Genomic DNA, 17,819 nt, shown 5'->3' on the forward strand with positions numbered 1-17,819 from the left:
TCTTATAAAATAGGTTGGACGCTAATTAATTTGAAGGTGGTTTAAGATGAGGTCGAAGGATGAGGGGCAGGTGCTCGAGGCAATAAAAAAACAGGACATAAGATTCATAAGACTCTGGTTCACAGATATCCTGGGACAACTGAAGAGTTTCGCTATTTCAAGTGATATAATGGAAGAGGCTTTTTCAGAAGGCATGGGCTTTGACGGCTCGTCGATAAAGGGATTTGCCAGAATCGATGAAAGTGACATGCTCGCAAAACCTGACCCAAGTACGCTTAGGATTCTCCCATGGAGGCCAAAGGAGAAGGCGGTAGCGAGTATGTTTTGTGATATCCTTCAGCCAGACGGCACTCCTTACGAAGGCGACCCCCGATATATATTGAAGAGAAATCTGGCACAGTTGGAAAAGACGAACTATACTTTTTACGTGGGCCCAGAGCTGGAATACTTCTATTTTGAGGACGAGAAACAGCCCAAAATATTGGATATAGGCGGGTATTTCGATCTCACCACCCTAGATGCGGCAAGCGATCTGCGGCGCGACACGATACTCGCCCTGGAGTCAATGGAGATAAAGGTGGAATATAGCCATCATGAGGTGGGGCCATCTCAACACGAGATAGATTTGTGCTATAGCGATGCACTCACCATGGCAGATACTGTAATGACTTATAGACTGGTGGTTAAAGAGATAGCGCAAAACCACGGCGTATATGCCACATTTATGCCAAAGCCCATATCAGGGGTAAATGGGAGTGGCATGCATACACACCAATCTTTATTCAAGGGGGATAAAAACATATTTTTTGACTCGGGTGACGAATATTATCTATCCGATGTTGCTAAAAGATATATCGCAGGATTGTTAAAGCATGCACCGGAGATTACGTCCATCACCAACCAATATGTCAATTCATATAAACGCCTGGTTCCAGGCTATGAGGCGCCTGTGTATATATCATGGGCCCGAAGAAACCGGTCTACATTGGTCAGAGTGCCCATGTATAAGCCAGGGAAGGAAAAAGCAACGAGAATCGAGTACCGCAGTCCAGATCCTGCATGCAATCCGTATCTGGCCTTCTCGGTAATGCTGGCGGCAGGTATGGAAGGGATTAAAAACAAATATGAATTGCCAGAACCAACTGAGAAAGATGTTTTTCATATGAGTGAGCAGGAAAGAGAGAAGGATGGGATAGAGTCGCTTCCAGGCAGTCTGATTGACGCTGTCAAACTGACTGAGAAAAGTGAACTGGTACGAAAAGCGCTGGGCGATCATACCTTCAACAACTTTATCGAGAATAAAAAGATAGAGTGGGATGGATACAAAGTATGCGTCCATCCTTATGAGATAGAAAAGTATCTGCCAATATTATGACAATTTCTTCCCTTTTTAACCACCCGATGCATCTCGAACAATGCTTTTTTGATATCTGCCACATTCCTGATTCCGAAAGCCGCAATGGTGCCATTGAAAGTTTCATCATTAAAAGAAAGGTTTTCAGCATCGTTCTGGATGTAGTAGATATTCTCTATATTCCTTTTTTTAATTTTCCTGGCACACAACTTCAGCATTTCTTCACAGAAATCCGAGGCGATTACATTGCTTTTTTTGAACCCTCTATTGCCACATCACCTGTTCCTGAACAGACATCAAGTATATACCTGGATGGCAGTTTTGATACTGCAAACCGCCGCCAGCATCTATCCCGCCCCATGCTCAACAGGTGATTGAGAAGGCCATATCTATGGGAAATTCCTGCAAACATTTTCCGGATACTATTCTTTTTTATGCAATTGATTCCTCTTTGTTGTGATTTTCTCCTTTGAAAAACCAGGATGAAAATCAATTTACCAAAACTTATAACTTATCTCGATTATAAGAAGAAGGTATGAACAAAATAGATAGCAAGGATATTAAATCAGAGGTAATGCGTGTCATCCTTAATATCTCAAAAAGTCTTGCCAGAGAGAATCAGGGCGCTTTATTCATAATAGCGGACAGGGATAAAATCGAGGGCAACTACCACCTCCACTACCCCCAAATCCAGTTTGCAGGAAATCTCCTGAGTAATGGAATGGATTCCGTAGTTGAAAAGCTTGCTACACTCGACGGGGCCGTAATTCTAACGCCTGACGGCGAGCTTGTGGCATATGGTTCAAGGATATTAAAATCAGAAACCTTACTCGGTTTCGGCACAAAACATGCGGCTGCACGCGGCATTACATTATACGATGACTCTTTCACTGCAGTCCTTGTATCAGAAGAGAGCAGCTGGATAAAGGTCTTCCAGAAAGGAGATGCGGTTCTCGAGACCGATTCCATAGCTATTGAACCTCCCACGCTTGACAAGGTTTCCCGCTTTCTCATAAACCATGACATGGCACTGCTTGCAGGCGCTGGAATAACGGTAGCTGCAGGAATAGTATCAGCCCCTGCGGTATTGATTGTGGGAGGGGCTTATATGGTGGTAAAAACAGCAGGTCAGGTAATCTCCTCGGCTATAAAGAAAGAAAAGAAGCGATATTAAAGGGGAAATAGTGCCTGAAAAATCCTCTTTCATCTTCTCAAGGCAGTTTCTTCGTCAAGGGCGATGGTGATTCTTATGGGATTTTTCATGGTTTTAGTTTTGTAATATTACATTATAACCTTTCGTGGCAATTGTTGTTTTTATGAAAATTTCTCAAATAGGCTTTTATTCTAACTAAACGTTACGTTTCATGTAGAATATAGGATATAGGAGTTCTATAAATGGCTGACATATATGCAAACGCAAGGTCTACAACCGGTACCGCTACGCGATTTAAGGATATAAGCCCCACAAGCGGCATGTGCCCTATTTGCGTAAAGAACTGTACAGTTTTATGTGAGATTGGCAAATCTGCCTTCAGAGGCAGAGAGGTGTTATATCCAGCGCCTGAAGAATTTGGACATAGCACCGCAGCATCAAATAAAGATTATGGACTGGATTGGTCGCATTTTCAGATATTGACCGATGTGTTGGGGGCAGAGGGAATAGAGCCAGACCCAGACAGGGCAATTTTCCCAGCTGCGGATGTCAAAACATCTGCTGGAGGAGTTCCGCTTAAGGTACCAGCATTCACGGCAGGATTGGGTTCCACTGCAGTGGCGCAGAATTACTGGAACGGATTGGCTGTGGGCGCAGCCATCTCGGGCACCATCCAGGTTATTGGGGAAAATATCTGCGGAATGGATATGAATTTGAAAATCACGAATGGAGAGGTAGCGCACTCGGATAGTCTAAAGTATAGGGTTGACAAATACAGGGAATTCTGGGATGGTGTGCATGGCGACATAGTCGTCCAGACCAACGTGGAAGACCAGCGATTGGGCGTTGACAAGTATGCACTCTCTAAGTTAGAGGTCAACATCATCGAAAGGAAGTGGGGGCAGGGTGCCAAAGCTATCGGCGGCGAGGTAAGAATCGATGATATCGCCAAGGCGATAGAACTAAAAAGAAGGGGCTATGTTGTACTCCCAGACCCAGAAGACTCAAGCGTGCAGAGGGCTTTTAAAGAGGGCGCGTTCAAGACATTTGAGAGGCACAGCAGAGTTGGGTTTCCGACGCATGAGGGTTTCGTAGAGGACGTGGAGAATCTAAGAGCACAAGGGGCTAAGCGCGTATTCCTTAAGACTGGGGCGTACAGGCCAGTAATAACTGCGTTCACGCTCAAGGCGGCTTCGGAAGCAAAGATTGACCTGCTTACATTTGATGGTGCAGGCGGAGGGACGGGTATGAGTCCAGTACCTATGATGAACGAGTGCGCCACGCCAACCGTATATCTACAAGCACAGGTTATGAAATGTATAGAATTGCTGAAGAAGAAGGGCAGATATGTGCCAGATATTGCATTCGCTGGCGGGTTCGTCAACGAAACGCAGATGTTCAAGTCGATAGCAATGAGCGATATGGGCAGCGGTCCGCATGTGAAGGCCATTGCAATGGCAAGGGCTCCGATAACCGCAGTGATGAAGGCAGAACACTTTGTTGAACTGGCGAATGAGGGCAAATTGCCAAGGTCATTTGAACAAAATTATGGCGCAGCTCCAGAGCAGTTCTTTATTGCAATGTCCGACCTGGTGGATGAGTATGGTGCACGCGCCAGGGAGCTCCCAGCTGGTGCGGTTGGATTGTATACCTACTATGTTGACCGGCTTGGAACAGGTCTGAAGCAATTGATGGCAGGCTCAAGAAAGTTCAAGCTGAATCTGATAAGCAGAAACGATATTGCGTCCATATCAGAGATTGCAGAGAGAGTTACAGGCATTCCAATGATAGACAAGATCGAGAGCGACTTGATGGAGAGCATTCTTTCTTAACTGTTTATTCAACCAAATTCAGGTTGAAGTTCAGCCATCCTGCCGAATGTGTGAGTGCCCCCATTGAGATTATGTCAACTCCAGTATCAGCGTAATCGTTTAGATTATCGAGTGTGATTCCACCAGATGCCTCAAGCTTCACTCGAGTTCGCAGACTCGCTTTCTTCAATTTTTCCACCGCATCCATGATATCCTCTGGAGCCATATTATCGAACATTATGGTATCGATGCCGAGCTGTGCTGCCTTGATGGCATCATTTGTATCCTCCACTTCGACCTCTATATTCTTTTCAGGATGGAGTTCTCGTGCTTTATCAATAACTGCCTTTAAACCTGCTATTTTGATATGGTTGTCCTTGATCAGGACGGCTTCAGCCAGATTGAACCTGTGCGGATGACCGCCGCCTATTTTGATGGCCTTTTTCTCAAATTTCCTGAATCCTGGAGTGGTCTTTCTGGTGCCAGCAATCGTCACGCCCTTACTGCACTTCACACATGACCGAGTGAGCGTGGCGATGCCGCTCATTCGTCCCAAAAAGTTCAGCGCCAATCGTTCTCCAACGAGAATTGATCTGGCATTTCCACTCACCTCTAAAATCACGTCACCCTTCTTGAACTCGGCACCATCTCTGAATTTAGATTGAACATCAAGTCCGAAATGCTCGAATATTTGTTTCGCCTCCTCGAGACCGGCTAAAATACCGTCTTCGCCTGCCTTGATGTGCGCTTTAACATGGACATCTGGAACTGCCGCTCCAGTGATGTCCCCTGAACCAACATCCTCTTCGAGGAAGCGCTTGAGTTCGACAGTTCTCATGATTCTCTCTAATACTTTTCACTACCACCATAAATCCTTTTATGCTTGTGGCATATTAGTTTCTTCGATGTTGAAATTTCGTAGAAATTACAACTTGGAATTCCGAAGGAATTGCATGAAGATAGGGATAGTTGGTTGCGGCGCGATAGGCAAGACGATCTGCAGGGCTTTCGACCAGGGCATCATCAATGCCCATCTCACGGCGTTATCGGATAGAGACCCCGTATCAGCACAAGAACTTGCCGATTCTCTTGTAAATATACGGCCAAGGGTCATGGATACATCTGCGCTAATAGATGCGGTTGATCTGGTTGTGGAATGTGCTGCCCAGTCCGCAGTTCCAGATATAGTAATACCTGCGCTGGAAAAGGGCAGGGATGTGATGATTATGAGCATTGGGGCACTTACGGATGAAAGACTATGGAGACGAATCAAGAGCCTTGCCAGCGAGCATGACTGCAGGGTGTACCTGCCCTCTGGTGCGATCGTTGGCTTGGACGGGCTGAAATCCGCCTCGATGGCAAAAATGTCATCCGTCATGCTCATCACCAGGAAGCATCCATCTGGCTTTCAAGGGGCGCCATATATCGAGCAGCACAAAATAGATTTGAATGCGCTGAAAAAGGCAACCATCATATTCGAGGGATGCGCTGAAGACGCTGTCAGAGCCTTTCCCGCCAACGTGAACGTAGCCGCTACGTTGAGCCTGGCAGGCATCGGGACTAAAAATACCAGAGTCAGGATTATCGCAGACCCAGCCCTGAGCAGAAACGTCCATGAAATTTATGTGGAAGGAGAGTTCGGTAAATTCGAGACGCGAGTTGAAAATGTACCGTCTCCAGACAACCCAAGGACGAGTTATCTGGCAGCACTGTCCACAATTGCCACCCTGAAAAAAATAGTTGATGAAATTCAGATTGGGACATAGTTATGCTACAAGATAAAATACGCCAGTTGAAGGAGGAAAGAAATGCAATCATACTCGCCCACAACTATCAGATAGGCGAGATACAAGACATCGCGGATTATGTCGGGGATTCACTTGGACTGAGCCAGAAGGCGACGGAAAGCAATGCGGACGTCATCGTGTTCTGCGGTGTAGATTTCATGGCAGAAAGTGCCGCCATACTAAACCCGGATAAGACCGTCTTGATGCCTGATGTCGGAGCGACTTGTCCGATGGCTATGATGATCACTCCTGAAGCTTTGCGCGCCGAGAAGAAAAAACATCCAGATGCGGCAGTGGTATGTTACGTGAATACGAGCGCCGCTGTCAAAGCCGAGAGTGACATATGTTGCACGTCCTCAAACGCTGTCAAAATCGTAAATTCGATGAACGAAAAGGAAATCATCTTCGTTCCTGACAAGAACCTGTCGTTATACGTGGCAGCAAAAACGAACAAAAAAATAATACCATGGGATGGATACTGCCCGTCCCACCACATCATCTTAAAAGGAGATGTGCTACTGGCAAAGGCGAAACATCCGGCAGGGAAGATACTCGTGCACCCGGAATGCCGTCCAGAGGTGATAGAATTAGCAGATGAGGTTTTAAGCACAGGCGGGATGGTTCGATATGTTAAAGGGTCGTCTGCGATGGGATTCATCATCGGCACCGAGATAGGAATACTATATCGATTGCGCAAGGAGAATCCAGACAAGACATTCTATCCTTCATCTAACCAGGCCGTTTGTCCAAATATGAAGAAGAACACGCTGGATAAGGTGGCAAAGGCACTGAAAAATATGGAGCATCAGATCACCGTGCCAGAGGATATACGCATTAAAGCAAAACAAGCACTGGATAAAATGTTAAAGGTTGGAAGAGATGATTAAATATCTCGAACTGACCAGGCCGTTGAATTGTCTGATGGCTGGACTGGCAATCTTGATAGGCAGCATCGTCGGAGCAGGTGGTGCTGTATCTCCATACATGTCCCAGATGGCACTTGCATTCATCGCTGGATGTGTCATCACGGCAGGTGGCAACGCCATCAATGATTTTTATGATGCGAAAATTGATGCGACCAACAAACCTTTTAGGCCAATACCGAGCGGGCGCGTCAGCGCTAAGGGTGCCCTCCGTTTCTCTATCGGACTGTTAACAGTCGGCGTTGCTCTATCTTACTTCATAAATTTCATATGCTTTTTGATAGCAATGGCAAATTCGCTAATTTTAATTTATTATGCCTACCGACTCAAGAGGACGGTGTTATGGGGTAATATTTGCATCGGCTATCTCACCGGTTCGGCGTTCTTGTTCGGTGGAGCAGCCGTGAACGGCATTGCAGTCACATCAACGCTCTTTATGCTCGCGATGCTAACTACGATCGGGAGGGAAATAGTAAAGGACATGGAAGATTTAGAGGGAGATAAAAAAGAGGGCGCGGTCACATTACCAATTCGCATAGGAAAACGTAAATCCACAATGGTAGCGTTAATGTTTATCATACTGGCAGTCTTGTTGAGTCCCATTCCAGTAATATTCGGAATCCTCGGCACCTCATATCTTTTAGTGGTGGCTCTGGCATGCGTCATCTTGTTAGTGGGCGGCGCAGTGATAAAAAAATCTCCATCTATGGCATCATTGCTCATCAAGAGTGCGATGGTGGTGGCGCTGTTTGCGTTCATCGTTGGGGCTATGTTAGTCAAATAACACAATTACGAATCCATTATATGGTAGAACAACTAAATAGAAAGTGAAGGAGAGGATTAAAAATGGGTGCAAAAACAACCATAAGTATAATCAAGGCAGATATCGGCAGTGCGCCTGGACATAGGAAGGTGCCCCAGGAATTGTTAGACATATGCAGTACTAATCTGACTGAGGGTGAGAAAAGTGGACTGCTGATAGATTCTTACGTCACGCGGTGCGGAGATGACATATCATTAATAATGACCCACGACATGGGCGTGAATGCGGAGCCAATACATGCCCTCGCATGGGATACATTTAAAGAAGCGGCAGACGCTGCCAAGAAGAAGAGATATTACGGCGCAGGCCAGGATTTACTGTCAGATTCGTTTTCTGGAAACGTCAAAGGAATGGGGCCTGGAAGCGCCGAATTTGAGATTGAAGAGCGCGAAAGCGAACCCATCGTCATCTTTATGATGGACAAGACCGAGCCAGCTTCGTTCAATCTTCCATTTTATAAAATATTTGCGGATCCATTCGGGACAGCTGGGTTGGTGATCGATACCAAGATGCATGACGGTTTCGTGTTCAGGGTACTGGACGTATACGCTAACAAGACGATCAAACTGAAAGCGCCAGAGGAACTGTATGACCTGCTCGCTGTCATCGGCATCAAAAGCAAATTCTGCGTCGAGTCCGTTGCCAAGAAATCTGGAGAACCTGCAGGAGTGGTGTCAACAAGCAAACTAAGTTTGATCGCCGGGAAATACGTGGGCAAGGACGATCCCGTGGCGATGGTCAGATGTCAGAGTGGATTTCCAGCAGTAGGAGAGGTGCTTGATGCATTTGCATTCCCTTACTTAGTGGCAGGATGGATGAGAGGCAGCCACAATGGACCCCTCATGCCTGTGTCACTCAAAGATGCAAACCCGACGCGATTCGACGGCCCGCCACGCGTTGCATCACTTGGGTTTCAACTGAACGATGGAATGCTCGAAGAGCCATGCGATATGTTCGAAGACCCAGCATTCGACCACGCTAGAGCAAAAGCAAATGAGATAGCAGATTATATGCGGCGCCATGGACCCTTCCAGCCTCATCTGCTGGATGAAAAAGAACTGGAATACACGACGCTCCCTCAGATATTGGAACGATTAGAGAGTAGATTCGAGTGAGAAGACGAACCCAGGTCTGATGAGTTCCAAAGCTTTATCGGATTTGAGGGCTAAGTATATGTTGAGGGTGAAATATGCCCAAACGAACTCGAATCATCAATGACCCCGCAGACCTCGTCCCATTATTCCAGGTTTTTGGAAATGATATCCATAAAAGGGTGTTCAACGAGCTTTCCGTCAACTGGAGGACCAAGGAGGAACTTGCAGGACTGATAGGGGGAGATACCAGAAAAAGCCTTGAGATACTTCAAAAAGGCGGATTAATCGAGAGTAAATGGAGGATGCCAGAACTGGGAAAGACCCCTGACGAAGAGTTCCACACATCTTATTCCAGCGTGCAAGTCAATTTTCAGTGTGGATTGGACGATTTAAGCGATTTGATCGTAATAGCTTTTTCCAATGAAGAAGAATTTCGCGATATAATCGAAAAAATACAGAAGGAAATAAAAAAGGAAAACGCCTCGATGATGGGTTTGTGCAAAGCGCTGAACCAAAGCCCATCTTTCATCAGAGGATTGGCAAAAATGTCATCTAAGCTGACAGTCAAGGGCCAGAGGCTGGAGTTGGCTGGAGAAAGGTGAACATCTTTTTTATCTGTTCATCTGTTTTACCTATAAGAGATCTTCAAAAACCCAGCGGAATTGAAAGAAAAATTCAAGATCGTTGATGTGTGGAAAGGTTAAGTAGAGTCTAACAAAAAATAGAGATTAAGCAATTAGCCCAAAGATCCATTAGACTATGCCTATTATTTTCGCTGTTAGCATATAGGCAATCCTTTTGGGGTTTGACTATCTACTAGCAAATGGCTTCCATATCCTACCGAAGCCAGTATAAGTGCCAATTTTTCATTATCAGAGAGGTTAGAGAAGACATCGTTCTGTAGTATCTTGTGGTTACTAAGAATTAATATTGCGAGAGCACCCCAGCTGTGAAAAGCACCTCTATGATTTGGGTGACTTGAGGGCTCCAAGATATCTGGTAATAATGCCGTAATTGCTCCCAGTCCACCAGATATGAGGACTCCTTCAAGAGTCCAAGGCTCCTTATTATGGGACTTATACAACGCATACACACCTAAACTAATTCCTGCACCTATCAAAAGGTGCTCTTTTGAATTCATGTAATTATATTATTACTTCATAATTTAAATACTTAACGGGTCTGTTGCATCATAGGGTGTTGACCAAGAACCAGAACTCTACACCACTCGATAATACAACATTACTAAAATTTAAAAAGTTATTGAATTGATAGGATAAAACAAACACGTTAGATCCCAAGCTGTGGAGTGTAGGCTAGATATGTCTTTCTCATCTCCTCCTTATCTATATGATCATAGATGTCGATGGCGTCCCTTCTCTTGTCTCCTCTGAGCTCTTTGATGAACTCTCTGGGCATTCCTGCTCTTCTCAGGTGAGTGATGAATCAATGCCTATAGCAATGTTGGGGGAGAAAAGTGACTATTAGAACATCTTTTTTATCTGTTCATCTGCCTTTTTCATGACTTCTGCATATAAATCGTTTCCATGGGCGTCGATTCCCACTATAAGGGGCCCGAACTGCTCGACCTCCAAAACCCAAACGGCTTCCGTCATCCCTAGGTCGAGCCAATGTACATCGATAACATGCTTGACCTGTGCAGAAGTAATCGCTGCACATCCGCCAGTGGATGCCAAATAAATGCATTTTTCGTATATACGACCTGCGATACTTTCCATTCCACCTTTGCCGATTATCCCCCTAATATCAAACCTTTTCAGCATCTCCAGCGTCATTTTAGTCATTCTGGCGCTGGTCGTTGGACCTATCGCGATCGGCCGCCACTCTGCATCTTTTCTCATCAGCGGTCCGCAGTGGAATATGGTCGCACCGTCCAGTCCAAATGGCATATTCATCCCATCCGATGATAATAATCGCTTGTGCGCTTCATCCCTGAGAGTTAAGATTGTGCCATCCAGATATACGATGTCTCCTGCCCGCAACTTCATCACGTTTTCTTTGCTTAACGGCGCCACTAGTCTGTGCTCCATTTTTAACCCTCCAGAACGGCAGATGCACGCCTATCGGCCCAGCACTGAATATTGACTGCCACTGGCAATGAGGCGACATGACAATGTGCATACTCGATGTTAACCTTCAGCGCAGTGGTATCTCCTCCCAGGCCCATTGGCCCTATGCCAAGTGAATTGATGGCATCCACCAATTCCTGCTCTAATTTATCTGGTACCGTGTCCAAGCCTCGCAACGCCGCTTTCTTTGCCAGTCTCGCTGCTTTGTCGAACGTGCCTCCAATGCCAACGCCCACGATGATTGGCGGACAGGGCTTGCCTCCGGCATTCTTGACTGTTTCTACGATGAAACGTTTTACATCATCTGCTTCTGATGGTGAGAACATTTTGAGCGCACTCATATTTTCAGACCCGGCACCCTTCACTGCAACAGTAATTCTAATATCTTTTCCATCCACAAAATCGTAGTTCACATCTGGGAAACCAGGACCGATATTCCCAGAATTCTGCCTCGTAATAGGATGAACAGCGCTCGGTCTAAGCGGAACCTCGTCTGTGGCTCTGACTACGCCATCTCTAATCGCTCCTTCCAGGTCAAAATCGATTTTTGCATCCCTCCCTATTTCGATGAAAAATATCGGCACGCCCGTATCCTGGCACATGGGAATGCCTTTTTCTCTCGCAAAATCAGCGTTTTTATGAATCATATCCAGCTGTATGCGTGCAAGCGGATTGCTCTCTCTCTTCCTGGCAGATTTTAGCGCAGAAAGGACATCTTCTGGCAGTGTCGTTTCTGCCTGCTTGAGTAGTTGCACGACTATATTCACGACCTGATCTCGGTTTATTTTGCTCACGATTCTTAATTGAGTTTGAAGTACTAAAAGATTTCAATTCGAAGTATCACTTTGTTGTCAAAAATTTAAAATAAGGAGCAGCATATATAGATTACAAAGGCGGGGGTTGCCAAGTCAGGTCAAAGGCGCAGGGCTTAGGACCCTGTCTCGTAGGAGTTCGTGAGTTCAAATCTCACTCCCCGCATAATGTCCTGCACTTTTTCTATCGGTTGTCGTCTACATCTCTGTCGGACGCCCTCGCACACATGCCTCGCCCCGAACCTCCAGAGGATATTTGCCCGTCACACATCCCAGACACAGGTTCTCGGCGGGAATTCCGATGGATTTGACCAGCCCGTCGATGCTTATATAGCCAATCGAATCGGCACCAAGCGCCAACCTGACATCTTCAATGCTCTTGTTGGAGGCTATCAACTCTTCACATGTTGACATATTGATTCCAAAATAGCAGGGCGAGATGATGGGGGGGCTACCCACCCTTATATGTACCTCATTCGCACCAGCGCTGCGTATCATGTCGACGATTCGCTTGGATGTCGTGCCCCTGACGATACTGTCGTCGATTAATGCCACCCGTTTACCTTTGAGGTTAGACCTGATGACATTCAGCTTCAGTTTTACTGCGGTATCTCGCATTTCCTGACCTGGCATGATGAACGTTCGTCCTACATAACGGTTTTTTATCAGCCCTTCTATATAATTCAAACCCGATTTTATCGAGTATCCGATGGCGAACGTAGTGCCGGAATCCGGTACAGGACATATCACATCCACCTTCCCATCGTGTTCATCAACTAGTGTCTCCCCTATACGGCGTCTCACATCGTATACAAGCCGTCCATCGATGATGGACTCTGGCCTGGCAAAATACGCGTATTCAAAAAAGCAATGTGCGGAATTCTTGTGGCGACATATCTGGTGACTCTCGATTTCGCCATCTTTCAATATTACGAGCTCGCCTGGGTGCACATCTCTGATGAGAGTGCCGCCCAAAACGTCTACTGCGACGCTTTCAGATGCGACGATGTGCCCACCGTCTATCTTGCCGATGCATAATGGTTTAATGCCCAGCGGGTCTCTAACTGCCGCCACCGTATCATCGACGAGAAGCGTTAGTGAATATGACCCCACCAGGCACTGCATTAAACGACGAATCGCCTCTACAAAGTTCGATTTAATCAGCTCCTTGACGAGTAGATGTGCTATCACCTCTGTGTCGGAGTCTGTTATGAAAATTCGCCCTTCTGCCTCCAGCCCAGCTCGCAGCTCCCTGGAATTTATCAAGTTGCCGTTATGTGCGATGGCAATGGTGCCGCCCTTATAGTTGATGAGCAATGGTTGACTGTTCTCAATTCTGGAAGCGCCAGTGGTTGAATATCTGACATGTCCAATTCCAAGAGAGCCTTTTAATAGGTCCAATCGTTTTTTGTCAAAAATCTCCGATACCAGCCCCATTTCTTTGACGTCTCTGATACGCTCACCATCATGGGTTGCGATACCGGCGGACTCTTGACCGCGATGTTGAAGCGCATATAGTGCATAATAAATGAATAATGCAGCCGAATTAACTTCACTGGAAGGGGTAAGTGCAACACCAACCACGCCGCATTCTTCATGCAATTATCAATCACCTAAAGCATTTATTATGTTATACTTTGATATACTTCACCGTTCTTTTAGTCCAGCTGTACCCGCGCATCTTGCTCGTTTTTCCAAATCCGCATGAAGCGCACTGCCTCTTATGGATGCTGTATGAAACACTGCCACATCGTCTGCATTTGCCGTGTGTCCTTTTTTGCCTTTTGCCCATCGAGGTCGTTCCCTTAGTCATTGCTCACCCCCCTCTTTTGGTGGAGGGGATATATATACGACATTGTCACCCCTCATCACAACCACGCCCAATTTTTTTACAACTCCCGCGTCATTCAGTTCTTCGGTTTTGTCCAATACCAGATTCATATGGACATCATAACCTTGAAGATTTCCTCTAAATCCCCTTCCATCTTTGAGCCTCACTATGACTGGCGCATTTAGCGAACCATTTAAAATATCAAGCGGACGTTTCTCCATGAAATACCTCCAAATAATTTTATTTTTAATCACATTCAAGTTGCAATGTATTATATGCATCCTTCATGTGTACCTTTATATCATTTGCATTGAAGTTAAAAGTTTGGGTGTGAGACGTTGAAAATCAAAGCCAGACACCATTTAAGGGATGACGTAAAGAAGAAAATAATAAACCAACTCAAATCTACCTTTGGAATGGATGTTGAACAACTCTCCACTGCCCAAAAATTCGAGAGTATAGAGACTGATGACGAATACCGTATTGTGCTCGTAAATGATGAACCAACCTTCTTCATGACTATGAGCCCAGAGCATGGCGAAAAGATATTCCCGACGGTTAGGGGCGCACTCAAGTTCGGACCGAAACGGAATCTGGTCGTAGTTGATAGTGGCGCTGTTCGGGCAGTATCCAAGGGCGCAGATATAATGTGCCCCGGCATCGTGGAGGCAGATAGCCGAATACGAAAAGGAGACATAGTCATCGTTGTGGACGAGGTGCATGGTAAACCACTTGCCGTTGGGATAGCGTTGACGTCTGGTGAAGAGATGATTGGGAATAGTGGAAAGGTAATCAAATCGATTCACCATGTGGGCGATAAGATATGGAAACTCGAGATATGATTATAAAGGAAGCAAGTTTAAATATATGTCAATATAATATAGCCCCGAGGTGAAGTTAATGTCAAAAGGGTTTTTGAGTAAACTAATTGGATCGAAACCAAAAGTAGGGGTTGATGAATATACGGAACTGGATATGGGAATGTACGAAGAGGGTCTGGATGAGGAACCCGCAGAGATGTATGTACGGATTGCTCAATTGTCCAATCTCAACGAGCTTCCAGAGTTGAAAAAAGAAGTATACGAGGGCAATATCGTGATGATCGACATCTCGCTCATAAAAAATGATAAATTGATATCAGAGCGGGCAATCAGGGGCCTCAGACAGGTGGCTGCGGACGTTCGTGGTGACATCGCAGGCATTGGAGACAATCAAGTGATAGTCACTCCGAGGTCCGTGAAGATAAATCGAACCAAAATTATCAGTGGAAGATATTGAATGATGGCGCTGTCGATGCGAAGTTCGAAATTTGGAGAACCTCGGCATGAGTTGCCAGTGCGGTTTTAAGCATGTTGATACGCTCCACCTCCGGCACGATATGGATGCCATAGCTCGGCGTGGACATGGAACCTTTGGTTTATTGTCAGAATCGTTCGTGACAAACGTCGAAGGCATCCTTGACCGCATCGAAAGTATCGTTCAAATGAGTAAAAAATGAGCGGAAGCCGAATCTCAACTAATTCGCATCGATGAGATTTTACGTACCATCAGGGAAGTAAAATCTGGCAGGATATAAATCACCGTTATCATAGAAGACCCAGCTGGTAACAGCGCCATCATCTCGAAGTGTGCAACACGGCGAAAGCTCACGAAGAAAGAGGCAGAAAAGTTGAAGACGGGATGATCGTTGTTTAAATTCTATTGGATTTTGATTTCACTCACCCTGATGCCGTTTTCAACGACCTCTCCGACGATTTTTCCACCGGCGATCTTCTGCGCTTTTTTGCCCTCGCCCCATGGAATGACCGCAAGAAATCCCATGCCCATGTTAAAGGTTTGGTACATCTCCCTATCACTTATGCCGCCCTCCTCTTGCAAGAACTTGAAAATGGGTTGAGCCTCTAAAGGTTTATCAAAATTGAAGCCATGGTCGGTTATGCGCCCCAGCTTCAGCAAGCCGCTTCCGGTGATATGGGCCAATCCGTGTACCTCGCACTTTTTTATCAGTTCCAACACTTCCATATAGATGCGTGTCGGGGTAAGTAGCACTTCTCCAATACTTTTTTTTGAATCCGATGAAAATGAATCCCGATACGAATAACCAGCGCCTTCAATGATCTTTCTCGCCAGCGTGAGACCATTGCTATGGATACCAGAACTGGGTAGACCGAGAATGACATCTCCTATCTGAATATCCTTGCCGGTGATTATTTTGTCCTTTTGGACCCACCCAATACATGTGCCTGCAAGGTCAAAACCACGGATAATATCGGGCAGTGTGGCAGTCTCACCCCCTATGATTGAGACGTTCGCGATTTCAGCGCCTTTTTGAAGCCCCATTCCGATTTGCTCCATCACGTCCTCGTTTATTTTTTCCATAGCTAGATAGTCCACGAATGCCATGGGCTCCGCCCCAACTGCCAACAAGTCGTTTACGTTCATCGCTATGCAGTCGATGCCGATGGTGTCCCACTTTCCAATGGCACTAGCGATGAGCACCTTAGAGCCAACGCCGTCAGTGGTCATGGCGAGTGCAAAGTCACCCAGATCGATCAGGCCTGCATAATGCCCTATGTCGATTAAAGGCGCTCCAAACCCCGTTCTTTTAAACATCAGATGCTTGGTCAAACGTTTGATGGCACTATTTTCTTTTGAGATATCCACGCCAGCCTCGGCGTATGTCATCCCCTTCCTCATCGCTCTTCACCCAATTTGAACTCATCATGCAGCGCCTTCACGGAAGTATTCGCATCCTTCTTGCTGACGACGAAGGAAATGTTCACTTCAGACGAACCCTGTGATATCATCCGTATGTTAGCGCCAACTTTACCTAATGCAGAAAAAACGCGTCCAGCCACTCCAGGCGTTCCTGCCATTCCTGCACCAACGACGGCGATGCTGCACACATCCTCGTCGTATGTGATGTTCCTGACCACGTTCTCGATGAATTCGGATTTAAGGGCGCTAAGCGCTTTATTTAGATGTGAGCAATCGATGACCAAAGAGAGATTTGCCTCAGACGAACCTTGCGAAATCATTATAATATTTACTCCAGCATCGGCGAGTGTGGCGAATACCCGTGCGGCAACTCCGGGCGTCCCCACCATTCCCGCGCCGCTGACGTTTATCAATGTAACGTTTTTAATTATGGTAACCGCCTTGACGATGTCCTTCAATTCTTCATGGTCTTTCACGATGATGGTGCCTGGGTGGTCTGGATTGGTCGTATTCTTAACCCGTACTGGGATGTCTCTTTGAATGGCTGGCTCTATCGTTTTTGGATGTATCACCTTGGCTCCGAAATAGGATAGTTCCATCGCCTCGAGATATGATATCACTGGCAACGTTCGTGCTTCTGGGATGATCCTTGGGTCTGCAGTCATGATGCCATCTACATCACTCCATATCCAAATCTCGTCGGCATATATTGCAGCGCCAATGATGGATGCACTATAGTCAGAACCGCCTCGTCCCAGGGTCGTAATCACTCCTTTTGTATCAATTGCTATAAAGCCAGTTATGACTGGAATCGTCTTTTTTTCGATTAATGGAAGAATGCACTTCTTGACATTTTCGTTGGTAATCTCGAGCAGTGGTTTTGCATTCTTAAAATTACTATTAGTTACAATGCCAGCTTCCCCGCCAGTGAGTGAGGATGAATCCAGTTTCATCGACAAAAGGGTGCCAGTTAGTATTGGGGTTGATAGCCTTTCCCCGAATGACAGTATATAGTCGTGTGATCTATCTGTCAACTCTCCCAGATGGCAAATGCTGATGAGAGCGTTTGACATGTCTCCTATTTTAGCATTCAATTCCTTGATTACAGAACTTACTATTTTCGCATCATCGATGGCATTCTTGGCGGCATCATGGTGTTGCTCTGTCAGGCTCTTTACGAAACTGTTGATTTCGGTAACATCCCGATTTTTTGATGCCTTTTTCGCCATTTCCTCTAATTGGTCTGTCACACCTGCCATTGCTGAGACGACTACGGCTATCTCGTTTCCTTTCTCATAGCTCTGTCGTATAATGGATGCAACGTCCCGTATTTTAACTCCATCTGCGACCGATGTTCCGCCGAATTTCATGACGAGTCTCATATGGTCAACCATCTTACACGTGATGCACATAATATAAATGG

At 45.9% G+C, this 17,819-nt stretch carries 22 protein-coding genes and 1 tRNA gene; 13 read left to right on the forward strand and 10 right to left on the reverse strand.

Annotation, left to right across the window (positions count from 1 at the left end):
* Positions 1–46: 46 nt before the first annotated feature.
* The 4 genes from BME93_06385 (at position 47) to BME93_06400 (ending at position 4,339) form a co-directional block, all read left to right on the forward strand.
* Entirely contained in the window at positions 47–1,375 is a 1,329-nt protein-coding gene (locus tag BME93_06385) for a glutamine synthetase family protein (protein ID ATZ61669.2), read from the forward strand.
* A gap of 26 nt (positions 1,376–1,401) precedes the next feature.
* A complete protein-coding gene (locus BME93_06390) occupies positions 1,402–1,728 on the forward strand; it encodes a hypothetical protein (protein ATZ61670.2) in 327 nt (108 codons plus the stop codon).
* A 161-nt stretch (positions 1,729–1,889) separates the two neighbouring features.
* Positions 1,890–2,528, forward strand: a complete 639-nt coding sequence (locus tag BME93_06395) for a DNA integrity scanning protein DisA nucleotide-binding domain protein (protein ATZ61671.2) — start codon at positions 1,890–1,892, stop codon at positions 2,526–2,528.
* A 221-nt stretch (positions 2,529–2,749) separates the two neighbouring features.
* Positions 2,750–4,339, forward strand: a complete 1,590-nt coding sequence (locus BME93_06400; GenBank protein ATZ61672.2) for a glutamate synthase-related protein — start codon at positions 2,750–2,752, stop codon at positions 4,337–4,339.
* Between the two features lie 4 nt (positions 4,340–4,343).
* Here the strand turns inward: BME93_06400 and nadC are convergent, their stop codons facing one another.
* The gene (gene nadC, locus BME93_06405) at positions 4,344–5,156 is read right to left on the reverse strand and encodes a carboxylating nicotinate-nucleotide diphosphorylase (GenBank protein ATZ61673.2); all 813 of its coding nucleotides are present in this window, start codon (positions 5,154–5,156) and stop codon (positions 4,344–4,346) included.
* A 115-nt stretch (positions 5,157–5,271) separates the two neighbouring features.
* Here nadC and BME93_06410 point away from each other — a divergent pair, with 115 nt between their 5' ends.
* The 5 genes from BME93_06410 (at position 5,272) to BME93_06430 (ending at position 9,547) form a co-directional block, all read left to right on the forward strand.
* The gene (locus tag BME93_06410) at positions 5,272–6,084 is read left to right on the forward strand and encodes an aspartate dehydrogenase (GenBank protein ID ATZ61674.2); all 813 of its coding nucleotides are present in this window, start codon (positions 5,272–5,274) and stop codon (positions 6,082–6,084) included.
* Between the two features lie 2 nt (positions 6,085–6,086).
* A complete protein-coding gene (nadA, locus tag BME93_06415) occupies positions 6,087–6,992 on the forward strand; it encodes a quinolinate synthase NadA (GenBank protein ATZ61675.2) in 906 nt (301 codons plus the stop codon).
* Positions 6,985–7,812: a geranylgeranylglycerol-phosphate geranylgeranyltransferase gene (locus BME93_06420; GenBank protein ATZ61676.2), complete on the forward strand. Its 828-nt coding sequence runs from the start codon at positions 6,985–6,987 to the stop codon at positions 7,810–7,812. The genes nadA and BME93_06420 overlap by 8 nt, the downstream gene beginning before the upstream one ends.
* Before the next feature lie 62 nt (positions 7,813–7,874).
* Positions 7,875–8,966: a fructose-1,6-bisphosphate aldolase/phosphatase gene (fbp, locus tag BME93_06425; protein ID ATZ61677.2), complete on the forward strand. Its 1,092-nt coding sequence runs from the start codon at positions 7,875–7,877 to the stop codon at positions 8,964–8,966.
* A gap of 74 nt (positions 8,967–9,040) precedes the next feature.
* On the forward strand, positions 9,041–9,547 hold the full coding sequence (locus BME93_06430) for an ArsR family transcriptional regulator (GenBank protein ID WRQ72897.1): 507 nt from the start codon (positions 9,041–9,043) through the stop codon (positions 9,545–9,547).
* 176 nt (positions 9,548–9,723) lie between these two features.
* Here BME93_06430 and BME93_06435 read toward each other — a convergent pair whose 3' ends face one another.
* The 4 genes from BME93_06435 to BME93_06450 form a co-directional block, all read right to left on the reverse strand.
* Complete coding sequence (locus BME93_06435; protein ID WRQ72898.1) at positions 9,724–10,086, reverse strand: metal-dependent hydrolase; 363 nt, start codon at positions 10,084–10,086, stop codon at positions 9,724–9,726.
* 149 nt (positions 10,087–10,235) lie between these two features.
* On the reverse strand, positions 10,236–10,364 hold the full coding sequence (locus tag BME93_06440) for a hypothetical protein (GenBank protein WRQ72899.1): 129 nt from the start codon (positions 10,362–10,364) through the stop codon (positions 10,236–10,238).
* Between the two features lie 65 nt (positions 10,365–10,429).
* Complete coding sequence (locus BME93_06445; protein ATZ61678.2) at positions 10,430–10,996, reverse strand: FumA C-terminus/TtdB family hydratase beta subunit; 567 nt, start codon at positions 10,994–10,996, stop codon at positions 10,430–10,432.
* Between the two features lie 2 nt (positions 10,997–10,998).
* Complete coding sequence (locus BME93_06450; GenBank protein ID WRQ72962.1) at positions 10,999–11,832, reverse strand: fumarate hydratase; 834 nt, start codon at positions 11,830–11,832, stop codon at positions 10,999–11,001.
* Positions 11,833–11,928: 96 nt separating this feature from the next.
* Here BME93_06450 and BME93_06455 point away from each other — a divergent pair.
* A tRNA-Leu gene (locus BME93_06455) sits at positions 11,929–12,013 on the forward strand.
* A 32-nt stretch (positions 12,014–12,045) separates the two neighbouring features.
* Here the strand turns inward: BME93_06455 and purF are convergent.
* The 3 genes from purF to BME93_06470 are packed head-to-tail and all read right to left on the reverse strand — an operon-like array spanning position 12,046 to position 13,899.
* Entirely contained in the window at positions 12,046–13,449 is a 1,404-nt protein-coding gene (gene purF / locus BME93_06460; GenBank protein ID ATZ61680.2) for an amidophosphoribosyltransferase, read from the reverse strand.
* Between the two features lie 28 nt (positions 13,450–13,477).
* Positions 13,478–13,660 carry a 50S ribosomal protein L37e gene (locus BME93_06465; GenBank protein ATZ61844.2) on the reverse strand — a complete coding sequence of 61 codons (183 nt, stop codon included), beginning with the start codon at positions 13,658–13,660 and terminating at the stop codon, positions 13,478–13,480.
* Positions 13,657–13,899, reverse strand: a complete 243-nt coding sequence (locus BME93_06470) for a small nuclear ribonucleoprotein (protein ID ATZ61681.2) — start codon at positions 13,897–13,899, stop codon at positions 13,657–13,659. The genes BME93_06465 and BME93_06470 overlap by 4 nt, the downstream gene beginning before the upstream one ends.
* Before the next feature lie 117 nt (positions 13,900–14,016).
* On the opposite strand from BME93_06470, the gene BME93_06475 reads away from it, so the two are divergent.
* Genes BME93_06475 through BME93_06485 form a run of 3 tightly spaced genes read left to right on the forward strand, consistent with a single transcriptional unit; the run spans position 14,017 to position 15,176 of the window.
* Positions 14,017–14,520: an RNA-binding protein gene (locus tag BME93_06475; GenBank protein ATZ61682.2), complete on the forward strand. Its 504-nt coding sequence runs from the start codon at positions 14,017–14,019 to the stop codon at positions 14,518–14,520.
* Between the two features lie 58 nt (positions 14,521–14,578).
* Positions 14,579–14,956 (forward strand): cell division protein SepF, encoded by a 378-nt coding sequence (gene sepF, locus BME93_06480; protein ATZ61683.2) that lies wholly within the window; start codon positions 14,579–14,581, stop codon positions 14,954–14,956.
* A gap of 46 nt (positions 14,957–15,002) precedes the next feature.
* Positions 15,003–15,176 carry a hypothetical protein gene (locus tag BME93_06485; protein ID ATZ61684.2) on the forward strand — a complete coding sequence of 58 codons (174 nt, stop codon included), beginning with the start codon at positions 15,003–15,005 and terminating at the stop codon, positions 15,174–15,176.
* 200 nt (positions 15,177–15,376) lie between these two features.
* On the opposite strand, the gene purM is transcribed toward BME93_06485, so the two are convergent.
* Both purM and BME93_06495 read right to left on the reverse strand, forming a co-directional pair.
* Complete coding sequence (purM, locus tag BME93_06490) at positions 15,377–16,375, reverse strand: phosphoribosylformylglycinamidine cyclo-ligase (protein ID ATZ61845.2); 999 nt, start codon at positions 16,373–16,375, stop codon at positions 15,377–15,379.
* Positions 16,372–17,778, reverse strand: a complete 1,407-nt coding sequence (locus tag BME93_06495; protein ID ATZ61685.2) for an aspartate kinase — start codon at positions 17,776–17,778, stop codon at positions 16,372–16,374. Before BME93_06495 ends, purM begins: the two co-directional genes overlap by 4 nt.
* Positions 17,779–17,819: the final 41 nt, after the last annotated feature.

The sequence above is a fragment of the Methanosarcinales archaeon Met12 genome (assembly GCA_002813105.2).
Classification (GTDB): Archaea; Halobacteriota; UBA148; order UBA148; family JAJOKI01; genus JAJOKI01.